22 protein-coding genes are annotated in these 25,671 nt (G+C 57.8%); 6 read left to right on the forward strand and 16 right to left on the reverse strand.

What is annotated here, in order from left to right:
• Window positions 1–75: 75 nt before the first annotated feature.
• The 11 genes from ACEQU8_RS07305 to def form a co-directional block, all read right to left on the reverse strand.
• Window positions 76–324, reverse strand: coding sequence for a DUF3567 family protein (locus ACEQU8_RS07305; protein WP_370262609.1), 249 nt, complete (start codon window positions 322–324; stop codon window positions 76–78).
• A gap of 92 nt (window positions 325–416) precedes the next feature.
• The gene (locus ACEQU8_RS07310; RefSeq protein ID WP_370262610.1) at window positions 417–815 is read right to left on the reverse strand and encodes a GTP-binding protein; all 399 of its coding nucleotides are present in this window, start codon (window positions 813–815) and stop codon (window positions 417–419) included.
• Entirely contained in the window at window positions 812–2,272 is a 1,461-nt protein-coding gene (locus tag ACEQU8_RS07315) for a TrkH family potassium uptake protein (RefSeq protein WP_370262611.1), read from the reverse strand. The genes ACEQU8_RS07310 and ACEQU8_RS07315 overlap by 4 nt, the downstream gene beginning before the upstream one ends.
• A 15-nt stretch (window positions 2,273–2,287) precedes the next feature.
• Window positions 2,288–3,664: a Trk system potassium transporter TrkA gene (gene trkA, locus ACEQU8_RS07320; RefSeq protein ID WP_370262612.1), complete on the reverse strand. Its 1,377-nt coding sequence runs from the start codon at window positions 3,662–3,664 to the stop codon at window positions 2,288–2,290.
• Window positions 3,661–4,380, reverse strand: a complete 720-nt coding sequence (locus ACEQU8_RS07325; RefSeq protein WP_370262614.1) for a response regulator — start codon at window positions 4,378–4,380, stop codon at window positions 3,661–3,663. Before ACEQU8_RS07325 ends, trkA begins: the two co-directional genes overlap by 4 nt.
• An 18-nt stretch (window positions 4,381–4,398) precedes the next feature.
• Window positions 4,399–6,672: an ATP-binding protein gene (locus ACEQU8_RS07330; protein WP_370262615.1), complete on the reverse strand. Its 2,274-nt coding sequence runs from the start codon at window positions 6,670–6,672 to the stop codon at window positions 4,399–4,401.
• Window positions 6,669–7,295, reverse strand: a complete 627-nt coding sequence (locus tag ACEQU8_RS07335; RefSeq protein ID WP_370262617.1) for a DUF4390 domain-containing protein — start codon at window positions 7,293–7,295, stop codon at window positions 6,669–6,671. Before ACEQU8_RS07335 ends, ACEQU8_RS07330 begins: the two co-directional genes overlap by 4 nt.
• A 9-nt stretch (window positions 7,296–7,304) precedes the next feature.
• A complete protein-coding gene (gene rsmB / locus ACEQU8_RS07340; protein ID WP_370262618.1) occupies window positions 7,305–8,645 on the reverse strand; it encodes a 16S rRNA (cytosine(967)-C(5))-methyltransferase RsmB in 1,341 nt (446 codons plus the stop codon).
• Window positions 8,642–9,499 carry a zinc metalloprotease HtpX gene (gene htpX, locus ACEQU8_RS07345; protein ID WP_370262620.1) on the reverse strand — a complete coding sequence of 286 codons (858 nt, stop codon included), beginning with the start codon at window positions 9,497–9,499 and terminating at the stop codon, window positions 8,642–8,644. Before htpX ends, rsmB begins: the two co-directional genes overlap by 4 nt.
• 72 nt (window positions 9,500–9,571) lie before the next feature.
• Window positions 9,572–10,543 carry a methionyl-tRNA formyltransferase gene (gene fmt / locus ACEQU8_RS07350; protein WP_370262621.1) on the reverse strand — a complete coding sequence of 324 codons (972 nt, stop codon included), beginning with the start codon at window positions 10,541–10,543 and terminating at the stop codon, window positions 9,572–9,574.
• 30 nt (window positions 10,544–10,573) lie between these two features.
• Window positions 10,574–11,080, reverse strand: coding sequence for a peptide deformylase (def, locus tag ACEQU8_RS07355; RefSeq protein WP_370262622.1), 507 nt, complete (start codon window positions 11,078–11,080; stop codon window positions 10,574–10,576).
• A gap of 83 nt (window positions 11,081–11,163) precedes the next feature.
• On the opposite strand from def, the gene dprA reads away from it, so the two are divergent.
• Window positions 11,164–12,270, forward strand: coding sequence for a DNA-processing protein DprA (gene dprA / locus ACEQU8_RS07360; RefSeq protein WP_370262624.1), 1,107 nt, complete (start codon window positions 11,164–11,166; stop codon window positions 12,268–12,270).
• A gap of 93 nt (window positions 12,271–12,363) precedes the next feature.
• Window positions 12,364–14,898: a DNA topoisomerase III gene (locus tag ACEQU8_RS07365; protein ID WP_370262625.1), complete on the forward strand. Its 2,535-nt coding sequence runs from the start codon at window positions 12,364–12,366 to the stop codon at window positions 14,896–14,898.
• Here the strand turns inward: ACEQU8_RS07365 and mnmC are convergent.
• A complete protein-coding gene (gene mnmC, locus ACEQU8_RS07370; protein WP_370262626.1) occupies window positions 14,886–16,310 on the reverse strand; it encodes an FAD-dependent 5-carboxymethylaminomethyl-2-thiouridine(34) oxidoreductase MnmC in 1,425 nt (474 codons plus the stop codon). The two genes, ACEQU8_RS07365 and mnmC, sit on opposite strands and share 13 nt — an antisense overlap.
• A gap of 107 nt (window positions 16,311–16,417) precedes the next feature.
• Between mnmC and ACEQU8_RS07375 the strand changes: the two genes are divergently transcribed.
• On the forward strand, window positions 16,418–16,861 hold the full coding sequence (locus ACEQU8_RS07375; RefSeq protein ID WP_370262627.1) for a YeeE/YedE family protein: 444 nt from the start codon (window positions 16,418–16,420) through the stop codon (window positions 16,859–16,861).
• Window positions 16,858–17,295, forward strand: a complete 438-nt coding sequence (locus ACEQU8_RS07380) for a DUF6691 family protein (protein ID WP_370262629.1) — start codon at window positions 16,858–16,860, stop codon at window positions 17,293–17,295. The genes ACEQU8_RS07375 and ACEQU8_RS07380 overlap by 4 nt, the downstream gene beginning before the upstream one ends.
• Here the strand turns inward: ACEQU8_RS07380 and ACEQU8_RS07385 are convergent.
• The 4 genes from ACEQU8_RS07385 to ACEQU8_RS07400 all read right to left on the reverse strand — a co-directional run bounded on the left by ACEQU8_RS07385 (window position 17,278) and on the right by ACEQU8_RS07400 (window position 23,122).
• A complete protein-coding gene (locus ACEQU8_RS07385; RefSeq protein WP_370262630.1) occupies window positions 17,278–20,499 on the reverse strand; it encodes a CHASE domain-containing protein in 3,222 nt (1,073 codons plus the stop codon). The genes ACEQU8_RS07380 and ACEQU8_RS07385 overlap by 18 nt on opposite strands.
• A 22-nt stretch (window positions 20,500–20,521) precedes the next feature.
• The gene (locus ACEQU8_RS07390) at window positions 20,522–21,523 is read right to left on the reverse strand and encodes an MBL fold metallo-hydrolase (protein WP_372521236.1); all 1,002 of its coding nucleotides are present in this window, start codon (window positions 21,521–21,523) and stop codon (window positions 20,522–20,524) included.
• A 24-nt stretch (window positions 21,524–21,547) separates the two neighbouring features.
• Window positions 21,548–22,402: an SDR family oxidoreductase gene (locus ACEQU8_RS07395; RefSeq protein ID WP_370262633.1), complete on the reverse strand. Its 855-nt coding sequence runs from the start codon at window positions 22,400–22,402 to the stop codon at window positions 21,548–21,550.
• 138 nt (window positions 22,403–22,540) lie between these two features.
• Complete coding sequence (locus tag ACEQU8_RS07400; protein WP_370262635.1) at window positions 22,541–23,122, reverse strand: cytochrome P460 family protein; 582 nt, start codon at window positions 23,120–23,122, stop codon at window positions 22,541–22,543.
• Between the two features lie 246 nt (window positions 23,123–23,368).
• Between ACEQU8_RS07400 and ACEQU8_RS07405 the strand changes: the two genes are divergently transcribed.
• Both ACEQU8_RS07405 and ACEQU8_RS07410 read left to right on the forward strand, forming a co-directional pair.
• Window positions 23,369–23,923 carry a hypothetical protein gene (locus tag ACEQU8_RS07405; RefSeq protein WP_370262636.1) on the forward strand — a complete coding sequence of 185 codons (555 nt, stop codon included), beginning with the start codon at window positions 23,369–23,371 and terminating at the stop codon, window positions 23,921–23,923.
• A gap of 20 nt (window positions 23,924–23,943) precedes the next feature.
• Window positions 23,944–25,590 (forward strand): methyl-accepting chemotaxis protein, encoded by a 1,647-nt coding sequence (locus ACEQU8_RS07410; protein WP_370262637.1) that lies wholly within the window; start codon window positions 23,944–23,946, stop codon window positions 25,588–25,590.
• The last annotated feature ends 81 nt before the right edge of the window (window positions 25,591–25,671 follow it).

A 25,671-nucleotide genomic window follows, 5' to 3' on the forward strand; every position in this document is an offset into this window, starting at 1 on the left:
AGGCCCAGTGGCTTGGGCCGCCTCAGCCTAGAAGCGCGGCGCACAGCATTCCAAAAAGGCACAGACCTGCCTGTGTCAGTGCAGCGTCACTGGCGTCTGCATCCAAGGCTTGTAACGCTCAATGAACGCCTCAATGTCATCCACATCAGGCTCCTGCGCCGCCAAATACCGAACTTCTTCACGAAAGCGCTCGGCTGCATCGCCTTGCAGGAACAACTCACGCTGGTTGTTTTTGTCCACAATTTCGATGCCCACGCTGGGCTGGCCCTCTGTGAGCACCAAGTCCACAACGCAGTAGTAGGGGCTGTCTATCATCATCAACATTACAAACCTCCAATGACGCTTTCAGTTTGAATATGGTGTTCTGGCAAGCAATTTCAAGACCACGCCCTGCTTGTGCAGCCCTTGGGCAATCATCAACCTTCCACAATGCTTATATCGGCAAACCAGGGCGTCCATTGAGGGTCACTCAGGGTTTTTAGAACTTCGCTGGGGTGCGCTTGGGTTTCAAGTTCCAGCAGCAGCACTTCTGGTTGGTTTAATCGTAAGGTGCGGGCGAGGTGCGTGGTAAGCACCAATTTGGAGGAGCAACAGGGGCATCCCGGGCTTAAACGCAGCACATGCATGCCTTGCGCTTTGCGGGCTTCATCGTGTGCAAACAGCGTGGCTTGTTGCTCCACAGTGGCCTTTTGGAACACCTCACCACTGAGCAACAGGGTGGTTTTTAAACCCTTCAGGCTTTGCACCTCTTGCTCAATACGAAGCGCACGTTGCCATGGGTCCGTGCCGGGTACAAGCCGCACCTGGGTTTTCATTTGCGCCAAAACGCCGGGGTAAACAGCACCAGAATGGTGAACATTTCCAGGCGACCCAAGAGCATGGCAAACGAACACACCCAGGTTTGGAAGTCGCCCAGCCCAGCAAAATTGCTGGCTGGCCCAAAATCACCCAGAGCAGGGCCCAGGTTGTTGATCATCGCAATCGCCGTGGTTAAGCCAGAAATGGGATCCAGACCGGTGAACACCAGCACCATGGTGATGGTGATCACACTCATCCCGTACATCAGCATAAAGGCCAGTACGCCAAAAATCACACTGGGGCTGACCGCCGAGCCGCGGATTCGCACTGGGTTGATGGCCCGTGGATGCAACACACGCGACAGTTCGCCCACCGCATGCTTGAACAAAATAACGGCGCGAAGCATTTTAATGCCCCCCCCGGTGGAACCCGCTGCGGTGGCAAACATGCTCAAAAACACCAGGTACAAGGGGGCAAACCAGGGCCACAGGCTGTAGTCGGTGTTGGCATAACCAGTGGTGGTGGCCACCGACACCACGTTAAAAATGCTGTACCGAAACGCCTCGCCCACCGAGGTGTAGGTTTGGTGGGCCAGCAAATACACCGTGACCAAGGCCACCGCAAAAAACATGAGCGCGAAAAACCATTTGGCTTCCGGGCAGTTGATGTAAGGCCTAAAAGACTTGCCGCGCCATGCCAAAAAATGCACCGAGAAATTCACCCCTGAAATGAGCATGAAGGTGACAGCCACCATCTCGATGGCTTGAGAATCGAAATATGCGTAGCTGGCATCGTGCGAGGAAAAACCCGAAAGCGACACCGTGGTGCCCGCATGCAAAAATGCATCCAGCCAGGTCATGCCGGCCAACTTGTAGCTCAACAAACAGGCCAGCGAAATCACGAAATACACCATGTACAACGACTTGGCGGTTTCGGTGATGCGGGGGGTGAGCTTGGAGTCTTTCATGGGGCCGGGTGTTTCGGCCTTGAACACTTGCGACCCTCCCACACCCAGCAAAGGCAAAATGGCCACAGCCAGCACCAAAATGCCCATACCGCCCATCCACGACAGCAAATGCCGCCAAATGTTGATGCTGTTGGGCATGACATCTAAGCCGCTCAACACCGTGGCGCCGGTGGTGGTTAAGCCGGACACCATCTCAAAATAAGCATCGGTCACCGACAAATTGGGGAAATACATCAACATCGGAATGGTGGCAAAAGCTGGCAAACCCGACCACACCATGGACACCAACAAAAAACCATCGCGGGGTTGCAACTCGCGCCGAAAACGACGGGTGAGCAGATGCGTCAAAGTGCCCAGCAAAAAGGTGAACACAAAACCCGCGGCAAAGGCGTGCACGGTGGGCTCCCTGTTCAATAGCGCATAAGCCAGTGGCACCAAAAATGCCACAGAGAACAAAGCCACGGCAAAGCCAAACACTGAGAAAATCGGAAAAACAGAATTCCTCATGCCAAGCCCGCCACCTTACAAAAACCCCACGCCGACCTGGAACAGCTTTTCAACCTGTGGCACCAGCTTGCGGTTTTCTACAAAGGTGATCACATGGTCCTCGGCTTCAATCACTGTGTCGTGGTGCGCCATGATCACCGTGTCGCCACGCACCACTGCGCCAATCACGCTGCCTTTGGGCATGTCGATGTTTTCAATGGCCCGGCCCACCACCTTGGATGATTTTTGATCCCCGTGTGCAATCAGTTCAATGGCTTCGGCCACACCACGGCGCAAGCGGTGCACAGCCACCACGTCGCCACGGCGAATGTGTTTAAGCAATTCACTCAAGGTGGCGTTGGAGGGTGCCAGTGCAATGTCGATTTGACCACCCTGCACCAGTTCGGCATATACCTTGCGCTGAATCAGTGAGATCACCCGGCGTGCACCCAGGCGCTTGGCCAGCAAAGAGGACATGATGTTGTTTTCATCGTCGCTGGTGAGTGCAATGAAGGTGTCGACCTCCTGCACGTTTTCTTCGGTGAGCAGGTCTTCATCGGTGGCATCGCCGTACAACACCAACGTGCGCGAACCCAACTGGCTTGCCAGTTCTTCGCAGCGCTTGCGGTCGTTTTCGATCACCTTCACCTGGTATTCGTCTTCCAGACTACGGGCCAAGCGCAAGCCAATGTTGCCACCGCCAGCAATCATGACCTTATTCACTGGCTTGGACATTCGGCGCAACTCGCCCATCACACTGCGCACATGCTCGGTGGCCGACAGGCAAAACACCTCATCACCGGGCTGTATGGTGGTGTAACCATCCACAGTCACCGGCTGATTTTCGCGAAACAGGGCCACAATGCGCACATCAATGTTGGGCAGATGTTTGCGCAAATCTTCAATGGGGTTCGACACCAAAGGCCCACCGGCAAAGGCCCGCACCGACACCAAGGTCACCTTGCCATTGGCAAAGTCCAACACCTGCAAGGCCTCTGGAAATTGAATCAAGCGTTCAATGTGGTCGGTCACGCTTTGCTCAGGGCAAATCACATGGTCCACGTTAAAGCCTTCATCGCCCTGCAAATTCGCCTGCTCCAGCATTTCGGGCGAGCGCACCCGTGCAATGCGGCGAGGCACATTGAACTGCAGCGCCGCAATTCGGCAGGCCACCAAGTTGGTTTCGTCGCTGCGGGTTACAGCCACCAACATGTCGGCGTCTTCAGCGCCCGCCTGCTTTAACACGCGGGGCAACACACCGTTGCCCACCACGGTGCGCAAGTCGTAGCGGTCTTGCAGGTCGGCCAGCAAGGCGGGGTCTGGATCAATCAGGGTAATGTCGTTGTGCTCGGAGACCAGGCTTTCGGCCAGGCTTGCGCCCACCCGCCCGGCCCCGACAATGATGATTTTCATGCGATGTTCTTGCGCGCCGTGCGGCCCACTTCGACACCCAGCTGCTTCAGCTTGCGGTACAGGTGCGTGCGTTCAATGCCAGTGCGTTCAGCCAGGCGCGTCATGCTGCCATTTTCAAGCCGCAGGTGGTATTCAAAATAAATGCGCTCAAACGCATCGCGCGCGTCGCGAAGCTGTGCATCCAGGTCCAAGGTAGACAATTCGGCCATGGCTTGGCCCAAGGGGGTGCTGTCCGCATGTTGTGCGCCACCTTGGACGCTGGCGGCGGGGGCAGTCGCAGCCGAGGCGGTGCCTGGGGTGGTGGCGGCCTTGGGCTGGGCCTGCATGAGGGCGCGCGCCGATTGCACCATGCGACCACGGGCCAAGCCCTTTTCTACCGCACCCAGCAGTTTTTGCAGGGCAATGGGTTTTTCAAGAAAATCAAGCGCACCGATGCGGGTGGCTTCCACAGCGGTGTCAATGGTGGCATGCCCACTCATCATGATCACAGGCATGGTGAGCTGGCCTTTGGTGGACCACTCTTTTAACAAAGTAACGCCGTCGGTGTCGGGCATCCAGATGTCGAGCAGCACCAGGTCAAGCTGTTCTTTGTCGCGCAAAGCACGGGCCTGGCCCGCATTTTCAGCCAACAACACCGCATGCCCTTCGTCCCCGAGGATTTCGGAGAGCAGCTCTCGAATTCCAATTTCGTCATCTACAACGAGAATGGTCGCCATGGTTGCCTAATTCCTTCCTTATGCGGCCTGACTGTGTTCTGTCGGCAAAAGTGCCTCGTTCAAAACCGGAAACGTGATTTCAACGGCAGCGCCCACCACGCGTCCCTGTGCATCGACCCTGTTTCGGATCGCAATGCGTGCCTTGTGCTCATCAGCAATTTTTCGAACAATCGCCAGGCCCAAACCGGTGCCCTTGGATTTGGTGGTGATGTAGGGTTCAAAAGCTTTGGCCAACAGGTCGGGGTTGAACCCGGGTCCGTTGTCTGCCACCACCAATTTAACACCCACCAAATGGTCCTGATCGCCTTCCGGTGACTTCAATCCCTCAGTGCGCAATTCCACACGCGGGGTGTCACACTCTGCACAAGCATCCTGAGCATTTTGCAACAAATTATGGATGACTTGGCGAAGCTGCGACGAATCTCCAGCCACCGGCGGTAAATTTTCAGTCAATTTGGGAATCAACTGAGAGCCTTTGGATTCTGCATCATTCAGGTCTGCATCGTACAAGGCCAGCACATCAATCACAAGGTCATTTAAATCCAGTGGCTTCAAATCGGCCGGGGGCAGGCGCGCATAGTCGCGGAAGTCGTTGACCAAACGCTTGAGCGACTCCACCTGGTTCACGATGGTTCTCGTGGCCCGTTGCAAAATACCCGACTCTGGCTCGACCAGTTTGCTGGCCAGTTTCATTTGCAAACGCTCAGCCGACAACTGGATCGGCGTAAGCGGATTTTTGATTTCGTGGGCAAGGCGGCGCGCCACCTCACCCCATGCAGCCGTGCGCTGGGCCGAGATGAGGGCGGTGATGTCGTCACACACCAGCACATAGCCCGCTTTTTCGCCGGGCAAGCGCGAACCACGCACCAAAATCGACTTGTTGCTTTGTGGGTCGTAAGCCCGCGGAATTTCCAACTGCTTTTGCCAAATGCCCGCCTCGCCCGATTCTTCGCTTTGATGATCTGCCACGCTGGCGCGCACCGCCATGGCAAAGCCCTCCAAGCCGGGCACGTCATCGAGGGAATGGCCTTGGTTTTCGGCCAAGGCGCGATCAAAAATTCGCAAAGCGCCCTCGTTGTACATTTTCAAGCGCAGCTTGTGGTCCAGCACAAGCACCCCCGCAGACAGGCTACTCAACAAGCTTTGCAAAAAGTCGTTGTTGGCGGCCAACTGGTTTTGGTTGGCTTGCAAACGGCGCTGCGCTTCAGACAACTGCCGGGTCATGGTATTGAAACTTTCAACCAACTCCGCCAACTCGTCGTCGGCGTTGATGGGCTGCATGGTTTTAAAGTCGCCCTTGGCCAAGGCCTTGGTGCCTTCGGCTAGCCACAGCAAGGGGCTAGACAGACGCGAAGACAACCAAAACGCCGCAGCCACCGACACAAACACCGTGAGCAACAAAGCCAGGGTGAGGGTGATGCCGTAAATTTTTCTCAAACCGGAGCGCGACAATTGCAATTCCTGGTAATCGCGATAAACGCTTTGAACCGCATTGGCACGCTGCGACAAACTGGCTGGCACCGGGTGCATGATTTGCACATAGCGTTGCCCCAAATCAAAGCTGGTCAGCGGCGGTGCAATCGGCACAATCACGCGCATATAAAGACGCCCCTCGACATCATCAGGATCGGGCTCAATTTGCTGAAAAGGGCGGGTCATCAAAGCCTGACGCAGCATCACTTGCGTGGGCAGGCTGGGCAGCAGGCTGTCCAATTGACCGCCGGCGCTGGTGATCACCTGACCAGCCTCTGACAGCAAAGTGAGCTCCTGCACATTGGCGGCATCGCGCAACCGGGGCAACTCCAAGAGCTGTTCGCTTGGCGTGGCGCGAGAAAGCTCGATCGAAATCGACTGCCCCTTCAGGCTCAGCTCGTTGATCAAGCTGTCCAAAGCGGTTTGGCCCAAATTTAGACCCGACTCCAAGGCGCCATCCACCCGCACATCGAACCAGCTGTCGATACTCTTGGCCAAAAACTGCACCGACACCAGGTACAACACAAAACCGGGAATCAAACCCATCAAAGCAAACGACAGCGACATGCGCAGCAGCAGCCGCGAGCCAAACACACCGGCTCGGTAACGGCGCACCATGCGCACCACCAGCACCATCAAAATCGCAAATAGGCCCACGGCAATGACGCCATTGAGCGAGATCAGCAGGGGGTAATTGCTTTCAAAAAAATCGGTGTTGGACGAGGCCGAGGCCAACACGAACAGCAACACGCCACCAAGTCCACCCAAAATCAGCAGGGTGTAGCGAATCCAGCGCGTGTTCTCTAACCATGGGTTCATTTCAGGGCCTCGCGGCGAGGCGTGAATTCAAACGTGACCCATTCCGAGGACAGATCCCATTCACTGTTCACCAATGCACTGATTTGAAAAGGTTTGGGCAGCTCCGTCAACAACAATCGAAAACGAACCTGCGCGGTGTACTTCTCGCCCGGTGCAATTTGCTCGCGCTGGACGACCGTCCACTGGCTGACCCGGGACATGCGATCAATCATTTCATCCAGGCTGCTCGATGTGTAGGTGTTGGCCGGCGTCACCAAGCGATAGGTGCGGGTCAGCGCGTTGTAAGACAGGTTGTAGGTGTAAGTGGTGGCCAGGGTTTGCTCGTCCATCCAATACCAGCGCGGGCGAAAGAGCTGAAAATCCACCGCAAATTGCAAAGGCAAGCCACGATCTACCGCCTCGCGAAGCTTGTTGCCCAATTGAATATCAAACTCGGCGGCCAGGTTCCAGCCTGGCGCAGCAGGCGCCTTGGTGGGCTCGAGCTTGACGGCAGTTACACGGGTGATGGAATCTTGCTGCGCATGGGCTTGGGGCCAGCAAGCCAGCACCAGCCAAAGCAGACATGCACCAAACCAGATGTTCAGGCGAAAGGTCAACTCATGGCGCAGCCGGGGAGGATTCAAAGCCAACCCTCAAACCTGTGGGGCTTTTTGAAACCGGGCGTAGAAAAAACCGTCCGACACATGGCCACCGCTCCCGTCGATTTGGGGCAGCAGCAGACCGGGGGCCTGCAGGCGTAGCGCATCGGGTTGTTTGTTTTCAAAAGCTTCGGCCAGCACGGGGCCCTCATCCGGAAAAATTGAACAAGTCACCAGCAAAAGTGTACCGCCGGGCTTCAGGGTAGACCACAAAGCAGCCAGTATTTTGTGTTGTAGGCGCGACAACTGGGCCGAATCGCCCGGGCGGCGTAGCCAAGGAATGTCCGGATGCCTGCGCACCACCCCCGAACCCGTGCAGGGCACATCGGCCAAAATGGCATCAAAGGGCTGGCCATCCCACCATTGTTCGGGCTGCTCGGCTGGTGCAGCCTGCGTGCGTAGCCGTGGGTGGTAAGGCAAGGCAGGTGCAATGCGCTGCACATTGGCCAGCACACGTTGCAGGCGTTGTTCACTGGAATCCAGGGCCAACACGTCGACATCGGCCAGCTCCAGAATGTGACCGGTTTTACCACCCGGGGCGGCGCAGGCGTCCAGCACACGCTGACCATCCTGCAGTTGCAGCAAGGGGGCTGCATGCTGTGCAGCAGCGTCTTGAACCGACACGTGACCCTCTGCAAAACCCGGCAAAAACCCCACCGGCACGGGCTTGTTCAGGCAAACAGCTTGGGGCCCAACCACGCGACCAGCCTGCCCTTGCGCCTCCAGCGCGGTTAAATACTGCTGCGGGCTTCCCCAGCGGGCATTGACACGCAACACCATGGGGGGCTGGCTTTGGCCCACATTCAGAATGGCCTCCCAATCGTTGGGGTGGGCTTGAGCCAAGGCCTGCTGCCACCATGCCGGCACGTTGTGGCGGGCCAAGGGGTTGTTTAGGGCCTGTTGCACCCAATCGGGGGTACCCCTTAAAAAATTCCGCAAACACGCATTGGCCAGGCCCTTGGCGCGGGCCAACTGGGGGTGTGCAGCACAGGCATTGACCACTTGATCGACCACCGTGTGGGCCGGGTATTTGGCCTGTTCCCGAGGCCACAGCAAGGCCAGGCCCAACGCCATCAGTGGATTCAAAAGCGAAGGCTCCAGGCGGGGCTTGCGGGTCAGCAAGCGGCTGAGCACCAGGCCTTGCCCCATGTGGCGCATGCCCCAGTAAGCCAGGTCTTGAATGGCACCGCGCGCTTGGGCCGAACGAACACCCTCGAGCTCCATGGCCAGTGCGCGGTCCAGGGAGCGCCCATGCTCCAAAACATGGAGCAGGGTGCTGGCGGCTTTCAGCAGGGCAAAAGACAGGTCGGTTTCGACCAAACGGGTAGCGCTCAACCCACTCTGCCGTTTTGGGTCATTTGCATCAAACGGGCGATGCGCTCTTCTGTGGGCGGGTGGGTCGAAAACAAGCTGGCCACACCTTTGCCAGTCAGGGGGTTCATAATCATCATTTGCGCGGTCTCTGGGTGGGCCTCGGTGGTGCGGAATGGCACCCCTTTGGCGTAGCGCTGAATTTTATCCAGTGCGCTGGCCAATGCGGCGGGGTCACCGCAAATTTCGGCACCACCGCGGTCGGCTTCAAACTCCCGTGCACGTGAAATCGCCATTTGGATCAGCGAGGCCGCCAGTGGCGCCAGAATGGCCAAAGCGATGCTGGCAATCGGGTTCACGGGTTGGCCGTTTTCGTCGCGTCCACCAAAAAACAATGCAAAGTTGGCCAGCGCAGAGATGGCACCCGCCATGGTGGCTGAAATGGTGGAAATCAGAATGTCCCGGTGCTTGACGTGTGCCAATTCATGGGCCATGACGCCTCGCAGTTCCCGTGCAGACAGCACACGCAAGATGCCGGTGGTGGCTGCCACCGCCGCATGCTCGGGGTCGCGCCCGGTGGCAAAGGCATTGGGTGCGGGGTCGTTGATGAGGTACACCCTTGGCATGGGCAACTGAGCACGCTGGGCCAGCTCGGCCACCATGTTGTAAAACTCGGGGGCGTTGCTTGCATCCACCTCTTGGGCGTTGTACATGCGAAGCACCATTTTGTCCGAGAACCAATACGCACCAAAATTCATCAACAAGGCAAAACCCAAAGCCAGCAACATGCCGCCCCGGCCGCCCAGCATACCGCCCAACACCACAAACAGCGCCGTGATGGCGGCCATTAGCATGAAGGTTTTCATCCAGTTGTACATGGCAGTTCCTTTGCAGCCCTGTGGGCCAACGTTGATCAATCAATGCTTATATTGGGGCAGGCACCTGGGCTTTCAAGCGCCCAGCAAGGTCCCTTCTTCCCAGCCCAGGGCCTTGGCCACCATGCCCGACGGCGAGCGCTTGGCCCCAGCGCGCTGCAGGGTGCCCAAGCGCAACACACCTTGGCCGCACTGCACGTCCACACCCTGCTCACTGACGCCCAATACCTCACCAGGTTGGCCCAAGCAGAGGTCGGCCTGTAGCAGGGTGGGGTTGAAGCATTTGATCAATTGCCCCTGCCACTGCGTGCTAGCGCCTGGGAACGGATCAAAAGCCCTCAACTTGCGCTGCAACAGCGCCGCACTGCTGGCCCAGTCAATTTGCCCTTCGGCTTTGGCGATTTTCTCGGCGTAGGTCACCCCCGTTTCAGGCTGCGGATCCAGGGGCAAACCACCCGCCTCCAATTGCGCCAGGGCCTCCAGCAAGGCGCTGGCGCCCAAAGCGGCCAGTTTGTCATGCAGCGTGGCCGCGGTGTCGTCGACCCCAATGGGCAAGGCTCGCTGCAAGCGCACTGGCCCTGTGTCCAGCCCGGCTTCCATTTGCATAATGCACACCCCGGTTTGGGGGTCGCCGGCTTCAATGGCCCGTTGAATAGGGGCAGCTCCGCGCCAGCGCGGCAGCAAACTGCCATGAATGTTCAAGCAACCCAATCGCGGTGCATCCAGCACGGCCTGGGGCAAAATCAGGCCGTAGGCCGCCACCACCAACACGTCCAGGGGCTGGCCATTGGCCACCGTGCTCAGTTGATGCAACACCTGCTCAGCCTCTTCACCCTTGCGCAGGCTGACCGGCTGCAGCACAGGCACGCCATGCTCCAGCGCCAGCTGCTTGACTGGCGAGGCGGTCAGCTTCATGCCACGCCCAGCGGGGCGATCGGGTTGGGTTAAAACCAAAGGCACAGGGTAGCCTGCGTCCAACAGGGCTTGAAGGGCCACGCGCGCAAATTCGGGCGTGCCCGCAAACCCCACTTGAAGTGTTTTTGTCATGGGCAAAAAGTAGCTTGAAAAAGAACAGGCTTAGGCGGGTTGCCTGTCCTGCTTTTTCAGTTTGGTTTTGATACGCGTCTGCTTGAGCTGCGACAGGTATTCCACAAACACCTTGCCATTGAGATGGTCAATTTCATGTTGAATGCACACGGCCAGCAGCTCGTCGCAGTCCAACTCAAACCACTCGCCTTTCACGTTTTGGGCGCGCACCCGCACTGTGTCTGGGCGCTCCACTTTTTCGTAAATGCCTGGCACCGACAAACAACCCTCTTCGTACACCTTGCAGGCCTGGCTTTTGTCGATGATCTCGGGATTCACAAACACGGTCAGCCCGCTGCGGTCTTCGGTGACGTCAATCACAATCACCCGCTTGTGCACGTTCACTTGCGTGGCCGCCAGGCCCACGCCGGGTGCGTCGTACATGGTTTCAGCCATGTCTTGGGTGAGTTTGACAAGTGCATCATCAAACTGGGTGACGGGGGTGGCAACCGTTTTTAATCGCGGATCCGGATAACGCAAAATCGGGAGCAATGCCATGCTTTTACAACCGTTGTTTTCTACACACTCAAAGGATATACCTTCTGGGGGCAAAATAGTTCGCTTCCAGAGGGCCGCGCACCATGTACCCACTGCTGCACGCCATGAACCTGGCCTACAACACCCACCTGCCGGCCGCCCAGCGGCAAACCTTGGCCGCCAAAGGCCCACAAGCCGAGTTACCCGCCCCCTGTGACGCCGTGCGCATATGGCACAGTCTGGCCCGCGACTGGCTTGAAGAAGCACCCCGCCGGTTTTGGCGCACCGTGCACAGCCCAGACTACCCACCGGGCCTGCTGCAGCTGAAAAACCCACCTCTTATATTGTTCGGCGAGGGCGAAGCCGCCCTGTTGGGTGCGCGCAGCATTGGCGTGGTGGGTAGCCGAAGCGCCACCCGCACCGGCCTGGCCAATGCCCAAGCCTTTGCAAGCGCGATGGCCACCCAGGGGTGGGCCATTGTGAGCGGGCTGGCCGAGGGCATTGATGGGGCAGCCCACCACGGTGCCCTTGAAGCCCACGGCGCCACCGTGGCCGTGCTGGGTTGTGGGCCCGATGTGGTGTTTCCTGCCCACCACAGCGGGCTGGTGCGGCGCATCGTGGGCCAAGGGGGGCTGGTGTTGTCTGAATACCCACCGGGCACTGCACCTCAAAAGGCCTTTTTTCCCAGACGAAACCGCATCATCGCAGCTTTGTCTGACGGTTTGCTGGTGGTCGAGGCGGCCCTCCGATCGGGTTCGCTGATCACCGCGAGGTACGCCAGCGAATTGGGCCGCGCCGTGGGTGCCGTACCGGGCTCCATCCACAACACCCACAGCAAAGGCTGCCACGCCATGATCAAACAAGGCGCGCTGCTTGTTGAAACTGCACAAGACCTGCTGAACGAGGTACAAGCCAGCCTTCCGACCCATCGCAAAGCCTGCCCACCGTTGTTGCAAGAAGGTCACAACCTGGGTTTGCAGCACCTTGCGCCCGGCGGTGACCCAGCAGAAGAACCTGGCTGCGAACTGAGTGATGATTTGGCCCACGTGCTGGGCCAAGTGGGGCATCACCCCGAGCACATCGACCGGCTGGCCGGGCTGGCTGGCATCGCCTGCGACCAGGCCTTTGTGGCGCTGACCGAACTGGAACTCATGGGGCTGGTGGTGGCCGAACCGGGCAACCGCTGGGTACTCAGCGGCCAACCCTGTTGAAGCAACATTCTTTAGAAAGCCTTGATTAAATCAAGGCATGGCACTTACACTTCGGCGCACAAGGCACTGAAAACTTTACTCACGTTGGACCAATTGAGCAGCGACACCCCAAAAAAACTGATCATCGCGGAAAAACCCTCTGTGGCGGCCGACATCGCACGCTCACTGGGCGGCTTCACCAAGAAGGATGACTACTTCGAGAGCGACGAGTACGTGCTCTCCTCAGCCGTGGGCCACCTGGTCGAGATCAAGGCGCCAGACGAATTTGAAGTCAAGCGCGGCAAGTGGAGCTTTGCCAACCTGCCCGTGCTGCCCCCGCATTTTGATCTTTCGCCAATTGCCAAAACCGAGTCGCGGCTGAAGGTGCTCAACAAACTCATCAAGCGCAAAGACGTGGTGGGCCTCATCAACGCCTGTGACGCGGGGCGTGAGGGTGAGCTTATTTTTCGCTTGATTGTTCAGTACGCCAAAAGCCACAAGCCTGTTGAGCGCTTGTGGCTTCAATCCATGACGCCTGCCGCCATTCGCCAGGCCTTTGAATCACTGCGCAGCGACTCTGAGATGCTGCCTTTGGCCGATGCGGCCCGCTGCCGCTCCGAGGCCGACTGGCTGGTGGGCATAAACGGCACGCGCGCCATGACCGCCTTCAACAGCAAAGAGGGCGGCTTTTACCTCACCACCGTGGGCCGTGTGCAAACCCCCACCTTGGCCATTGTGGTAGAACGCGAAGAAAAAATCCGAAAGTTTGTGGCCCGCACTTACTTTGAAGTCAAGGCCAGCTTTGGTGCCAAAGCGGGAGCCTACGAGGGCAAGTGGTTTGACCCCGACTTTAAAAAGGGCGATGACCCCGAACAGCGAGCCGACCGCCTGTGGGACGAAGCCAAGGCCCGTGCCATTGTGGCTGCCTGCGATGGCAAACCCGGCACGGTGGAGGAAGAAAGCAAGCCCACCACGCAAATTGCGCCGCAGCTGTTTGACCTCACCAGCCTGCAACGTGAGGCCAACAGCCGCTTTGGATTTTCTGCCAAAAACACGCTGGGCCTGGCTCAGGCCCTGTACGAAAAGCACAAGGTGCTCACCTACCCACGTACCGATTCCAAGGCCCTGCCCGAAGATTACATGGGCACAGTGAATCAAACCCTCAAAGCCTTTGTGGGTTTGGAGCGCGGCCACATCGCCGGGGACTACGGCCAGTTTTGTGAGCAAATCCTCAAGAACAATTGGGTCAAGCCCAACAAGCGGGTGTTCGACAACACCAAAATTTCAGATCACTTTGCCATCATTCCCACCCTGCAGTTGCCCAAAGCCCTAAGCGAGCCCGAGGCCAAACTGTACGATTTGGTGGTCAAGCGTTTTCTGGCGGTGTTTTTCCCTGCGGCCGAGTACAACGTCACCACCCGCATCACCACGGTTGAAAAGCACCGCTTTAAAACCGAGGGCAAGGTGCTGGTTAAACCGGGCTGGTTGGCCATTTATGGCCGTCAAGCCGCAGCCGCGGGTGACGACAGCCTGGTGGCCGTGGATGCTGGCGAACAAGTCAGCACCGACGACATCGCCCTGCAAACCCTGCAAACCAAGCCGCCTGCCCGATATTCGGAAGCCACTTTGCTGTCGGCCATGGAAGGCGCGGGCAAGCTGGTCGACGATGACGAGCTGCGGGACGCCATGGGCACCAAGGGTCTGGGGACACCGGCCACTCGGGCGGCCATCATTGAAGGCCTGTTGAACGAAAAGTACCTGGTGCGTGAAGAGCGAGCCCTGGTGCCCACCGCCAAGGCCTTCCAGTTGCTTACATTGCTGCGCGGTCTGGATGTGGAAGAACTCACCATGCCGGAGCTGACCGGGGAGTGGGAGTACAAACTTTCTCGGATGGAAAAAGGGGAGTTGTCTCGCGAAGAGTTCATGCGCGAGATCAAAAAAATCACCGAAACCATTGTTGACCGCGCCAAAAACTACACCGAGGACACCATCCCCGGCGATTACGCCACCCTAAAAACCCCGTGCCCCAATTGCGGCGCGGTGGTCAAAGAAAACTATCGCCGTTTTGCCTGCACCAGTTGCGAGTTTTCCATCTCTAAAATTCCCGGTGGACGCCAGTTTGAAGTGCACGAGGTAGAAACCTTGCTGCGCGAACGGGAGCTGCCCATGCTGGACGGTTTCCGCAGCAAAATGGGGCGGCCATTTGCAGCTGCGTTGCGCTTGAGCAGCGACCACAAGCTTGAATTCGACTTTGGTCAACCCAAAGACGACGAACTGGCCGAAGAGGTCGATTTTTCTGGCGAAACACGGCTGGGGCCCTGCCCCAAGTGCGCTTCCAATGTGTATGAGCAGGCCACCAGCTATGTGTGCGAGAAGTCCGTCGGCCCCAACAAAAGCTGCGATTTCCGCTCGGGCAAAGTGATTCTGCAGCAGCCCATTGAGCGCGATCAAATGGGAAAGCTACTGCTGGAAGGCAAAACCGATTTGTTGACTCGCTTTGTGTCCTCCAAAACGCGCCGTGCATTCAAGGCTTTTTTGGTGAAAAAACCCGATGGCGCCATTGGCTTTGAATTTGAAGCCAAGCCAGAGAAAAAGCCCGCTGCAAGCAAGGCCAAAACCAGCAAAACCAAAGCCAGTCAGTCTGAATAATTGGCCCCGCGTGCCACGCCAGTTTTGGCTGGCCGTGGCAGCACGCGTCGGGTGAGGCCATGTACAAAGCCTTGCCCGCTGCAAAAGCCTGCAATCATTTGGCCTGCCAAGGCGCTCCAAAGCAAGCCTCTGGAGGCAAAACCCGTGCACAAATACACCGGAAACGCCCACCGTTGGTCATCAACCGGCAGGGGGCCGATGGCTGGCAAGCGATCGTGCCACACCGCCCGCACCGCGCAACGGTGGTTTTGCCTGGGGCCCACCGGTACGCTCGGGAAAGCGGCGTTGAATCGCGCCAGGTTATCCTGATCGGCTTGTTCAGTGGGTTGTAAATCCAGCACCGGGCGCTCATACGTGGCGCCCAACACCATCCAGCCCAAGCCTTTGGGCGCAATGGCATAGGTTTGGCCAGACAGCACGGCGGGCAGTGGTTGCGCCGTGCTGTGCAGGCTGATTTGCCCTTTAACAACGCCCATGCTTGCGCCCGCAAGCGGAGCCAAGGCGAGCGACTGTTCTGCCGCCGCCACCACCACAGCATCGAAGCCACCGCCCAAGGCGTTCAGGTCGTCCACCGGGCGGTTCCAGTGCAGCGTAAGCCGCTTGCCGCAAGCCTGCAGATTGGCTTGCACCCAATGCGCAGGCCTCACCCACCCCCCTTGCGGAAAAAACACCCCACCCAAGGCCGTGCCCGGCCATTGCCCCGGCGGCACCCAACGCACCAAGTCGCCGGGTAAACGCAATAAGGCAAGCGTGTCTTGCATTTTTAAAGCCTCTGCATCGGGCAGGCTTTGAAAGTGTCCCGGGGTGTCCCAGTCAACTCCACGCGTCAGCAAGCCCTCGTCGCTCAAGTGTTCTAGCGCGTACACCGTGTAGGCCAGCCCCAAGCGGCTTAGCTGCGACAAGGGCGAATCGCCCCTCGTAATGTGGGGGTGAAAGGCCCCGGCCCAGTTGCCAGAGGCCCCTTGTGCCGGGCCATGGGCTGCGTCAAACACATGGACCTCCATGCCCTGCTGACACAGGGCCAGCGCCACTGCACTGCCTGCCAGCCCTGCTCCCACGACCGCCACCTTCCTGGCCGGTGCCGAGGTTTGAAGGGCCTGAACATCAAAAGCACCAGGTGGCCCATGCCAATCCACCCGACCAAGCAACACGCGCTGGGCTTTGCTCAATGGCCCCACATGCACATGCAACTCGGCGTGGTGCTGTGGCATCGTGCACACATGCCAGCCGGGCGCCCAGTGGGTCACGGACTCACCGGTCAGCGCCCGGAGTTCAGGCGAAGCCACCCACGCGGCCAGGGGATCTTCAATGGCCAACACAGCCCTGAAGATGGGCTGCCCATGCCCGCGAGCCTGCTGTAAAGCTGCCAAAAGAGCCGGCAGGGGGTTAGAAATGTCGGGCGGTGGAGCCATGTCAGCACAAAACAAGGGGAAGGGCTCATTTTAACCCGCCCTGTGGCTGGTGAATTGAAGGGGCCCAGTGATAATATATGAGCGTTTAATCATATATAGAGGCGTCTATGCCAAGCATTGACTGGAACCTGTTTACGCCCTGGCAAGCCCTGTTGGGCGGGGCACTCATTGGCTTTTCGGCCCTTTGGCTGATGTTTGCAGCCGGGCGCATCGCTGGCATCAGCGGCATTGTGGGCGGTCTGCTCAAGCCCATGCAAGGCGACGCGGCCTGGCGGGCCTGCTTTGTACTGGGTCTTCTGCTGGCGCCTTGGCTATACACCGCGTTGGGCGGCACGCTCAGCATGAGCAGCCCCCGCGGCCCAGTGCTGTTGGTGGTGGCGGGTTTGCTGGTGGGCTACGGCACGCGCCTGGGTTCTGGCTGCACCAGCGGGCATGGGGTGTGTGGTTTGTCGCGTTTGTCGCCCCGGTCGCTTGCTGCGGTGGCTGTGTTCATGGCTGTGGGTTTTGCGGTGGCCACGCTGATTGGGGCCCATCTGGAGGGTTCGGTATGAGCAAAAGCATGTCTTCAAGATCATGGCCTGTGGCTTTGGCCAGCGGTTTGGCCGGTGTGTTGTTCGGCTTGGGCCTGATTGTGTCGGGCATGAGCAACCCGGCCAAAGTCATTGGTTTTTTGGATTTGAGCAAACCATGGGACCCCTCGCTGATGTTGGTCATGGCCGGTGCCATTGCTGTTGCCCTGCCGGGGTTTTGGCTGGCCAAGCGCAGGCAAACAGGCCTTCTTGGCCAAGCCATGCAATGGCCGGGCACCAGCAGCATTGACCGGCCTTTGTTGGTGGGTGCGGTGTTGTTTGGTGCGGGCTGGGGTTTGGGTGGTTTTTGCCCTGGGCCCGCGTTGGTGGCCAGCAGCGCTTTGCTGGGCGAGGCCCTGCTGTTCACCGCGGCCATGCTGCTTGGCATGTGGGTGTTTTCAGTGCGTCACCGCTAAATACTTCTCGAGGGTGGCCTTTAGCATGGGCACATTCACCGGCTTGGTCAAAAAGTCGTCCATGCCGCTGGCCATGCAGGCTTCTTCATCCTCTTTCAACGCACAGGCGGTCAACGCTACGATCGGCAGGTTGCGGCAAGGCAAAGGCAGTTGGCGAATGGCACGGGTGGCGTCAAGCCCATTCATCACCGGCATGTTCACGTCCATCAACACCAAATCAATATGGGGGTCTTCCTGGACCTTGGCCACGGCCTGCTCGCCGTTTTCAACCACCACCACTTGCAGTTCCATGCGCTTTAACAAGGCGCACACCACTTGCTGGTTCAAAGGGTTGTCCTCGACCACCAAGACCCGTCTGCCGGCCATGCCATGAGAATCGAGGTTCGGCGGAGCAGGCGGTGGCGCACTGGCAAACACGGGTTTGACCACCACAGTGAATGTGAACTCGCTACCCAAACCAGGTTGGGAATCAACACCAAGCTGCCCACCGAGCAAATCGGTCAAGCGCTTGCATATGGCCAGGCCTAGGCCAGTGCCGCCAAACTGCCTGGTGGTGGTGTTGTCGGCCTGCTCAAAAGGTTCGGTCAGCCTTTCGAAGTCCAACGGGTTCATGCCCACGCCCTGGTCTTTTACGCGGGTGCGCAACACGGCTTGCTCGTCGTCTTGGGTCTGCAATTCCAAAAACACATCCACGCTGCCACGCTCCGAGAACTTCACCGCATTGCTCAACAGATTGGCCAGAATCTGCTTGTATCGGGTGGGGTCGCCGCAAACACGTTGGGGCACCATGCTGTCGACGTTCAGGGTCAGCCTCAGGCCTTTGGCCCTGGCGCGCTGTTCAAACTGAGACAGGGTGTTTCGGGCCGCTTCGCGCAAATCGAACTCGATGTTTTCTGCCACCACGGCGCCCGACTCAATTCTGGAAAAACTCAGAATGTCTTCCAGCATGGCCAACAAATGGGACGATGCGTTGCTGATTTCTTCGACATAGTGGCTGGCCGTGTCACTCAGCGTTTCACTTTGCAGCAGGCTGTTTAAGCCAATAATGGCATTGAGCGGTGTGCGTATTTCATGGCTCATGTTGGCCAAAAACAGGCTCTTGGCCTGGCTGGCGCGAATGGCCTGCTCAGTGGCCTGCCGCAGGGCGTAGGCGGCGGCCTGCCTTTGCAGCAATTGAATCAGGTCTTGCAAAAACAGCCGGGCTTCCAACACATCATGCTCGTCAAAAGCATTGGTTTTGTCGGCCAGGCCCAAAATGTACTGCCCCTCGCTTTGGGAGGCTGCAGGCAACACCAACAAATTCTTGCACTGGGCAAACAAGGGTTCGTCGTGGCCCAGCACATGGTGTTGCGGCTGGTTTCGGCTTAAGGTCTCACGGTTTATGGCCAAGGCAGTTAGTTGATAGCGCTCGTCGTCCACCCCAACACGCGTGTTGTTCAACGCCTGGCATGCCAGTTTGGCGGTGTCGGCGCTGTAGGTCCACTGGGTCACCCAATTCCACTGGGCATCCAGTTCAATCAAAAAGTATTTCTGCGCCCCCAGTAGCCGTATCAATTGCCGGAAAGCTGAACGCAGCAAAACCTCGCGATCGGCGTCTGGCGGCAATTGCGCCAACTCCAGCATGGCCAACATGCGCTTTTCGCCAAATTGAAGGCGTTCATTGGCCTCTTGCAGTTCATGGGTTCGTTCGTCGACCAGCTTTTGTAAGTCTCGCTTGTAGCTCTCCAACTCCATTTCGCTGGCGCGGCGAGCAGTGATGTCCTGCACCACACCCTCCACTGAAAGCAACACGTCATGGTCCGATAACACGGGGCTGTTGAAGCCCTCCACGGTCACCGGGCTGCTTTTGCCCCGCTGATCATGCTGCAGCTCATAGCTACTGATGGTTTTGTGCATCAGGGCGTGGCTCAAAGCCTTGGGAAAGTTTTGCCCGGGATACACCGCGTTGGCCAACATGGTGAGGTTATCGCCAACCGCCAGGTCGGGCAGGCCCAACATGCGCGGCAAGGAGGGGCTCATGTAGGTCAGGTGCCCACCCGGGCCAAGGCTGTAAAACGCAAACTGACCCTGCAAAGCCTCTACAAGGCTGGTGTAGCGCCCGTGGCTGGCCTGCAATGCCACGTTGCGCTGCGCCAGCTCCCTGCGTTGCCGCGCCATGCTGCCGATGATGAGGAACAAAACCACATCAATCACCCCACCGGCCAGCAAGATCATCTGGGGCGTGGCGCTTTGCACCTCGCGATCAAAAGCCTCTGTGCCTTGGAATTTGGCTGTCCACACACGCCCAGGCAACTCCACAGGTACCACGGTTTGCTGGCTGCGAAGGGCTGTGGCCGAGCCTTTGCGTGTCGTGAGGGGCGCCTCGGTCGACCGATAAACCAGGCTGCTTTCCTGCATACCCTGGTCATCGTATAACTCAAAATTCAATGGAATATTTTCTCGGCCCAACACGTTTTGCATCAGGTCTTTGGCCCGAAACGGGCTGTACACAAAGCCGATGATTGCCCTGCGACGCTGGGCCTCTGTGAGGACCTGCTGATTGGAGGCATACACGGGCAAATACATCAAGAAACCGCGTTGCGCGTCTGATGAACCCTCTTGCCGCAGTTGCACCAGGCCAGACAACACCGTGTGCCCGGTGTCCATGGCTTGGTCCATGGCCGCTTTGCGCACCGCCTCCGAATACATGTCGTATCCGAAGGCGCGCTGGTTGCGCGCATCAAATGGTTCGATCATTTCGATGGGGAAGTACACCGGCCTGCTACCGGGCGGAGTGACCGAATAACTGACAAACCCCTGATCCCGCAGGGACTGTTCGTGGGCAGCCAAACCCGCAGGATCCACCCGACGCGCAAATCCGTAGGCTTGCATGCCAGGCAAAAAGGACTGCAGTTCAAGACTGCTCACGTAGGTCACCCAAGCCTGTCGGTCAAATTTGGGGTTGGCGTTGATTAAAGCCACACCGCCGCGCAAGGCTTGTTCGTACTCCAGCATTCGGGTTTGAATTCGAATGGTGGCCTCGCGAACCTCATAGCCGAAGCGTTCTTGAGCTCTGCGCTCCACGGCCTGCGAGGCCAAATACCATCCAAGGATGGTGATCAGCACCGACACGGCCAGCACCATCCACGCCGTGATCTCGCCATGAAACAATCCAGCGAAAGATCGCCGGTATTTCATTTCATTGGCTTCAACAGATTTGGACATGTACGGGGCACCGCGTGCTGATTCAGTTAAATGTAATCGTTTCCCAAGCTTGGTGCACCTCAAGTTGCACCCCATCGCGCAGCGCCAGCCCTTGCAACACAGGCAAGGCAGCCGACATATCGTCCATCAAGGCTGGCATGGGCACCAGGGGCGCAGGCTGACCTTGGCTAAAAACGGGCTTGGTAAAGTCATCCCAGTGAATCAGATAAACGCGCCTGGCCCCCGTTTGAGTGACCATCTCTTGCCAATATGATTCAATGTAATCCTGGCCCAAGCGACCCAACCCCCCCACGCCCAAGAACACCACAGGCACTTTTAGATCACGATTTTCGCCAGGCAAAAACCCAGCGCTAGGCTGAACCAAGGCGATGGGTTCGTCGCCCTGCGACTTGTGATGCACCACAAAACTGTAGCTCAAGCCCTCTTTAAAACGCAGAGCATGGGCAGGCAAGCGCAAAGGTTGGTGGTTCAACCCCCCGGTAAATCCCGTGGGGGCGTGGCGTGTTTGACGAATTTTTACCTCAAAGTCCCCAAGCCTGGCCACCCCTGCATTGTGTACCACCTCCATTTGAGTGGGCGGCAAATCTTGTCCCAAGGCAATTTGCCAGGTGGACTCTGACCCATGCACCTGCCCACCATAGCGCTTGGCAATGTAGGGGGCATCCATGGCATGGTCATAGTGCGAATGGGCCACCACAATGCCCGCCACTCGGTGAGGCATGTTCAACTGGTCCAGCGCATGCTGCAATGTGGCGTCCACCAAGGCTTCATCCACGTCCAAAGGTGTAAAGGCCACATTCCACAGGGGCTGGCGCGATAAAAACCCGTCAACCAACCAGGTGGTTTTTCCATCGGTCCACACCAACGTGGACGTGCCCAAAAAAAGACTGCGAACACTGGCCTTGCTCGCTGTTGTCAGCGTTGCATGGGTATGGGGCTGAATATCGGGGCGCGAATTGGCCAAATACAGCAAACCACCCAGCGCCATGCCAAGCATGGCCAGCAGCGCGACCCAAAGGCGCACGGATGTAATCAGGCGCACCTTGGCTTAGTCCAAGAAAAAATCACGTTGAATATTGGCGCTTCCCGGCACAGTGGCGTAGTTGGAAAAGTCGTCAACGCCATGCTGCCTCAGCACATGCTCGTCGATTAAAAACTGCCCGGTGTGCTCGGCAGGCCCCACGGGGCGAGAAAGAATCAAGCTGGCCGCATCGGCCATGATGTCTGGCTTGCGGCAATGCTCGGGCAATACACCGGGGATCATTTGCATGGCCGCGGTGTAAATGGCGGTTTGAGGCCACAGGGCATTGACGGCAATGCCGAACGGTTTGAATTCCCGGGCATGCCCCAGCACGCACATGCTCATGCCGTATTTGGCCATGGTGTAGGCCACGTGAGGCGCAAACCAGGCGGGGTTCAAATTCAAGGGTGGGGACAAATTCAGCACATGAGGATTTTTGCCTGCTTTGGCCGATTTTTTCAGGTGGGGCAAGCAGGCTTGAGTGCTGGCAAAAGTGCCACGCACATTCACCCCAAACATCAAGTCAAAACGCTTCATGGGGGTGAGCTCGGTGGGTGTCAAATTGATTGCACTGGCGTTGTTGACCAGTGCATCAATGCCGCCAAAGTGCTGTGCGGCTTGGTCCACCGCGGCCTGCAATGCCACCTCGTCGCGAATATCCACCTGCAGGGGCAAACAACGCCCACCCGCAGCTTCAATCTCGCTGGCGGCGGTGTACAACGTGCCCGGCAATTTGGGGTTGGGCTCCACGGTTTTGGCCGCAATCACAATGTTGGCACCCTGGCTGGCCAGCTTGGTGGCAATGGCCAGGCCGATGCCTCGAGATCCCCCAGTGATAAAGATGGTTTTGCCTTCAAAAAGGCGTGTTGTTGGCGTGGCCATGGCGAACTGTCTCCTTGCTTCCCCGCTGTGTTGCAGGGTTGTCATTGTGGTGTCGCCATCATAGCCTGCACAACAGGCGTAAAAAAGCCGCGCTTTGAAACAGAGCGCGGCTTTTTGGAAAACGCTTTAAAAGACGTTTTAGCGGGTTGCCAAAGCGGCCAGGTGCGCGTCTTCCACCGACATGGCGACCTTGCCAGCGTGCACGCCGTCCAATTTGGCGGCTTTGCGGGTGTCAAAGTATTTGTCGTAGTGGAAGATGTAGTCGTCTTTGGCCAAAGGCAGGTGGCAACCACGGCAGGTGGCGTAGTCCACTTTAGCGGGTTGACCGTTGGCTTCAAAAGCAGCGTACACCCAATCACCAGTTTTAAGGCCCTCTGGCGCAGTGCTGCCCCAGTTGTTGCCTTTGTACATTACAAACACCTTTTCAAGCGCTTTTTTGGTCATTTTGTCGCCAGTTTTTTCAGCTTTGTAAATTTCCATCACGCTGACGGTGCCGTTGGCAAACGCATCGCCTTTGTTGGCAGCAGCGCCAGTCGGGTTAATGTAAATGTCGCGAATGTGCCCAGTCGGCTTTTCAATGCCGGCCAAAAACACGGGCCAGGAGCGGTAATCCGTGGGCATGGCCAGTTCGCCATCCTTGGGGGCTGGGCCAAACATTCCACCTGCAGCGCAACCTGCAAGCACCAGTGCTGCAGACGCAGCCAAAGCAAACTTTTTCATTATTTCCCCTTTTTTTGGTTTTTAACGCTCATTTCACCAGCCATAACATTGCGCCAGCGTGCGCGCTTTGGCAACTGTTCCATCAAGCCCTGTCCAGATGCAAGGGTTTACCCTAGTATTTTGCCCCTGCAATCGCCCATTAAAGGCCCCCATTCCTGCCGCTAATCCAACGATCAAAGCCTTGAGCCATTCACTACGCTAAAAAAACCCGTCACCAAAACAGGCGATTCCCCAAGGAGCCAACCCATGTTCAAAGCCCAATTGATGTTTAAACCCGCACTGGCAGCCCTCTTGATCGGCAGCGCTGCCTTGGCCAATGCCGCTGGCAACGCCAAAGACGTGGTGCCAGAAATCAAAGCGATTGCAGCCAAACCCGACGTGGTGGCTGCTGTTAAGGCACAAAACGCAAAAAACCTCACGCTAGAGAGCATCAAAGCCATTGATGGCCGTTGGATTGGCGCCGGTGGCAACATTCCAGAGGCGCAAGCCATGCTGGCCAGCCCCATTTCACAAGCGCTGTTGGCAGCAGAAAAAAGCAAGCCGTATTTTGTAGAAAGCATCCTTACCGACAACCAGGGCGCCAACGTGGCCATCAGCGCGATCACCTCCGACTACTGGCAGGGTGACGAACCCAAATTTGTGAATGCCTACGCCGAAGGCAAGGGCGCTGACTACGTTGCCCGCGCCAAGAAAGACGAAAGCTCTGGCGCCGTGGTATCCCAGGTATCGGTGCCCGTGATGGATGGTGGCAAAGCCATCGGCACGCTCACCATTGGCGTGAACGTGCAAGCCTTGCCATAACTCGACTTAAAGGAAATGACATGAACCATTCCTTGATCACTCGGGTGATGGACACCAGCCTCACCACGCGGCTCGGCATCGTCATGGCCATCCCCATCTTGGCCTTGCTGGCGCTCAGCGGCTTCTCGGCGCTGGAAATGCATCTGCTTAATCAAAGTGCACAGCGCAACAGTGAAACACAGGTTAGCCTGTTGTCTGAAGTGTCGGCCCTTACCGGCAAATCTGCACTGCTGGCCCGGGAGGCAAGGAATGTGGTGCTGGCCGACGAGCAAGCCCGCTTCGATCTTGCCAAAACCCGCATGGAACAATTGATGACCGAGGTGCAGTTGCTTGGCACCGCCATGGCGCAAAAGCATCAGGAAACTGAAAAAGCCGGTCTGCTCCAAAGCATCAACCAAGACCTGGCCGCCCTGGAGCCCGCCTACAAAAAAGTGGTGGCCAACTCTGAAATGGGCGAAATTCAAGCCGCCACGCTGGTGTTGCTGTCACAAGCCGACCCCATCGAAGAGCGACTGGACAACACCTTGGCATCACTAAGCGCCAGCGTGCAATCGGCGGTGGACAAAGCCGTGGCCGAAAGCGACGAAGCCTTCACCGAAGCATTGGTGACCATTGGCATTGCCTGCGTGTTCATCGTGGTGGTGTGCGGCTTGTCGGTGGGCATGGTGGCCACCTCACTTCGCCGGCAAATTGGGGGCGAGCCCGCCACTGCCATGCAAGTGGTAGGCACCATGGCCAATGGCAATTTAAGCGTAACCGTGCCGCGCAGTGAGGCAGGCTCGCTCATGGAGGGCATGCAACACCTGCAAAGCAAACTGCGCGACATCATTGCTCAGGTTAGCCAGGCTTGTGCCACGTTTAAAACCGCCTCCAGCGATTTGGTGGATGTGGCCACAGGTTTGTCGAGTTCTGCGGAGCGCCAAGCCGACAGTTCCAACGCCACCGCGGTCAGCGTGGAAGAAATGAGCGCCAGCGCCAAATCCATTTCGGACTACGCCCACAAAACCGAAATGCAGGCCAAGCTTTCAGCCGAAACGGCCCGAAATGGCATGGCCCTGATGCAAACCCTCCAAGGCAAAATGGACACCATGGCCGCCCAAATGCGCACCACCACCCAAGAAATCGCGGGTCTGGTGGAGCGCTCCGACAAAATCAACGGCATTGTGTCAGTGATCCAGGGCATTGCCCAGCAAACCAACTTGCTCGCCCTCAACGCCGCAATTGAGGCCGCCCGGGCTGGCGAGCAAGGGCGGGGATTTGCAGTGGTGGCCGACGAGGTTCGCACACTGGCACAGAACACGGCCACCGCCACTGACGAAATTCGCACCCTGATTGCCGAAATATGTACTTACTCTGCGCGGTCCAATGACTCTGTTGAACAAGCCGGTGCGCAAATGGGCGAGAACATGGAGTACGCCGAAAAATTGATGAGCGGCTTGCAGGAAATTGTTCAGCATTTTGAACAATCGGTGCAGTACGCCCTGGCTGTGGCCAATTCCACCCGCGAACAAGAGGCCGCCAGCCACGACATCTCTACCCGGGTCAGCGACATTTCCAGTTTGTCCGAACAGCTCAAGCAAGCCAGCTCGCAACTGGAAGGACAATCCCGCCGGGTCGAGAGCATGTCGGAAGATCTTCAAACAGCGATTTCTTACTTCAAAACCTGATGCCGTGCACACCGCGCCGCTTTCGATTGAAAGCGCCACGGATTACTCAGTGTGACAATTTGATGCCTTGTCACACTGAGA

Origin of the sequence: Limnobacter sp. (assembly GCF_964228395.1) — a bacterium.
Taxonomy (GTDB): domain Bacteria; phylum Pseudomonadota; class Gammaproteobacteria; order Burkholderiales; family Burkholderiaceae_B; genus Limnobacter.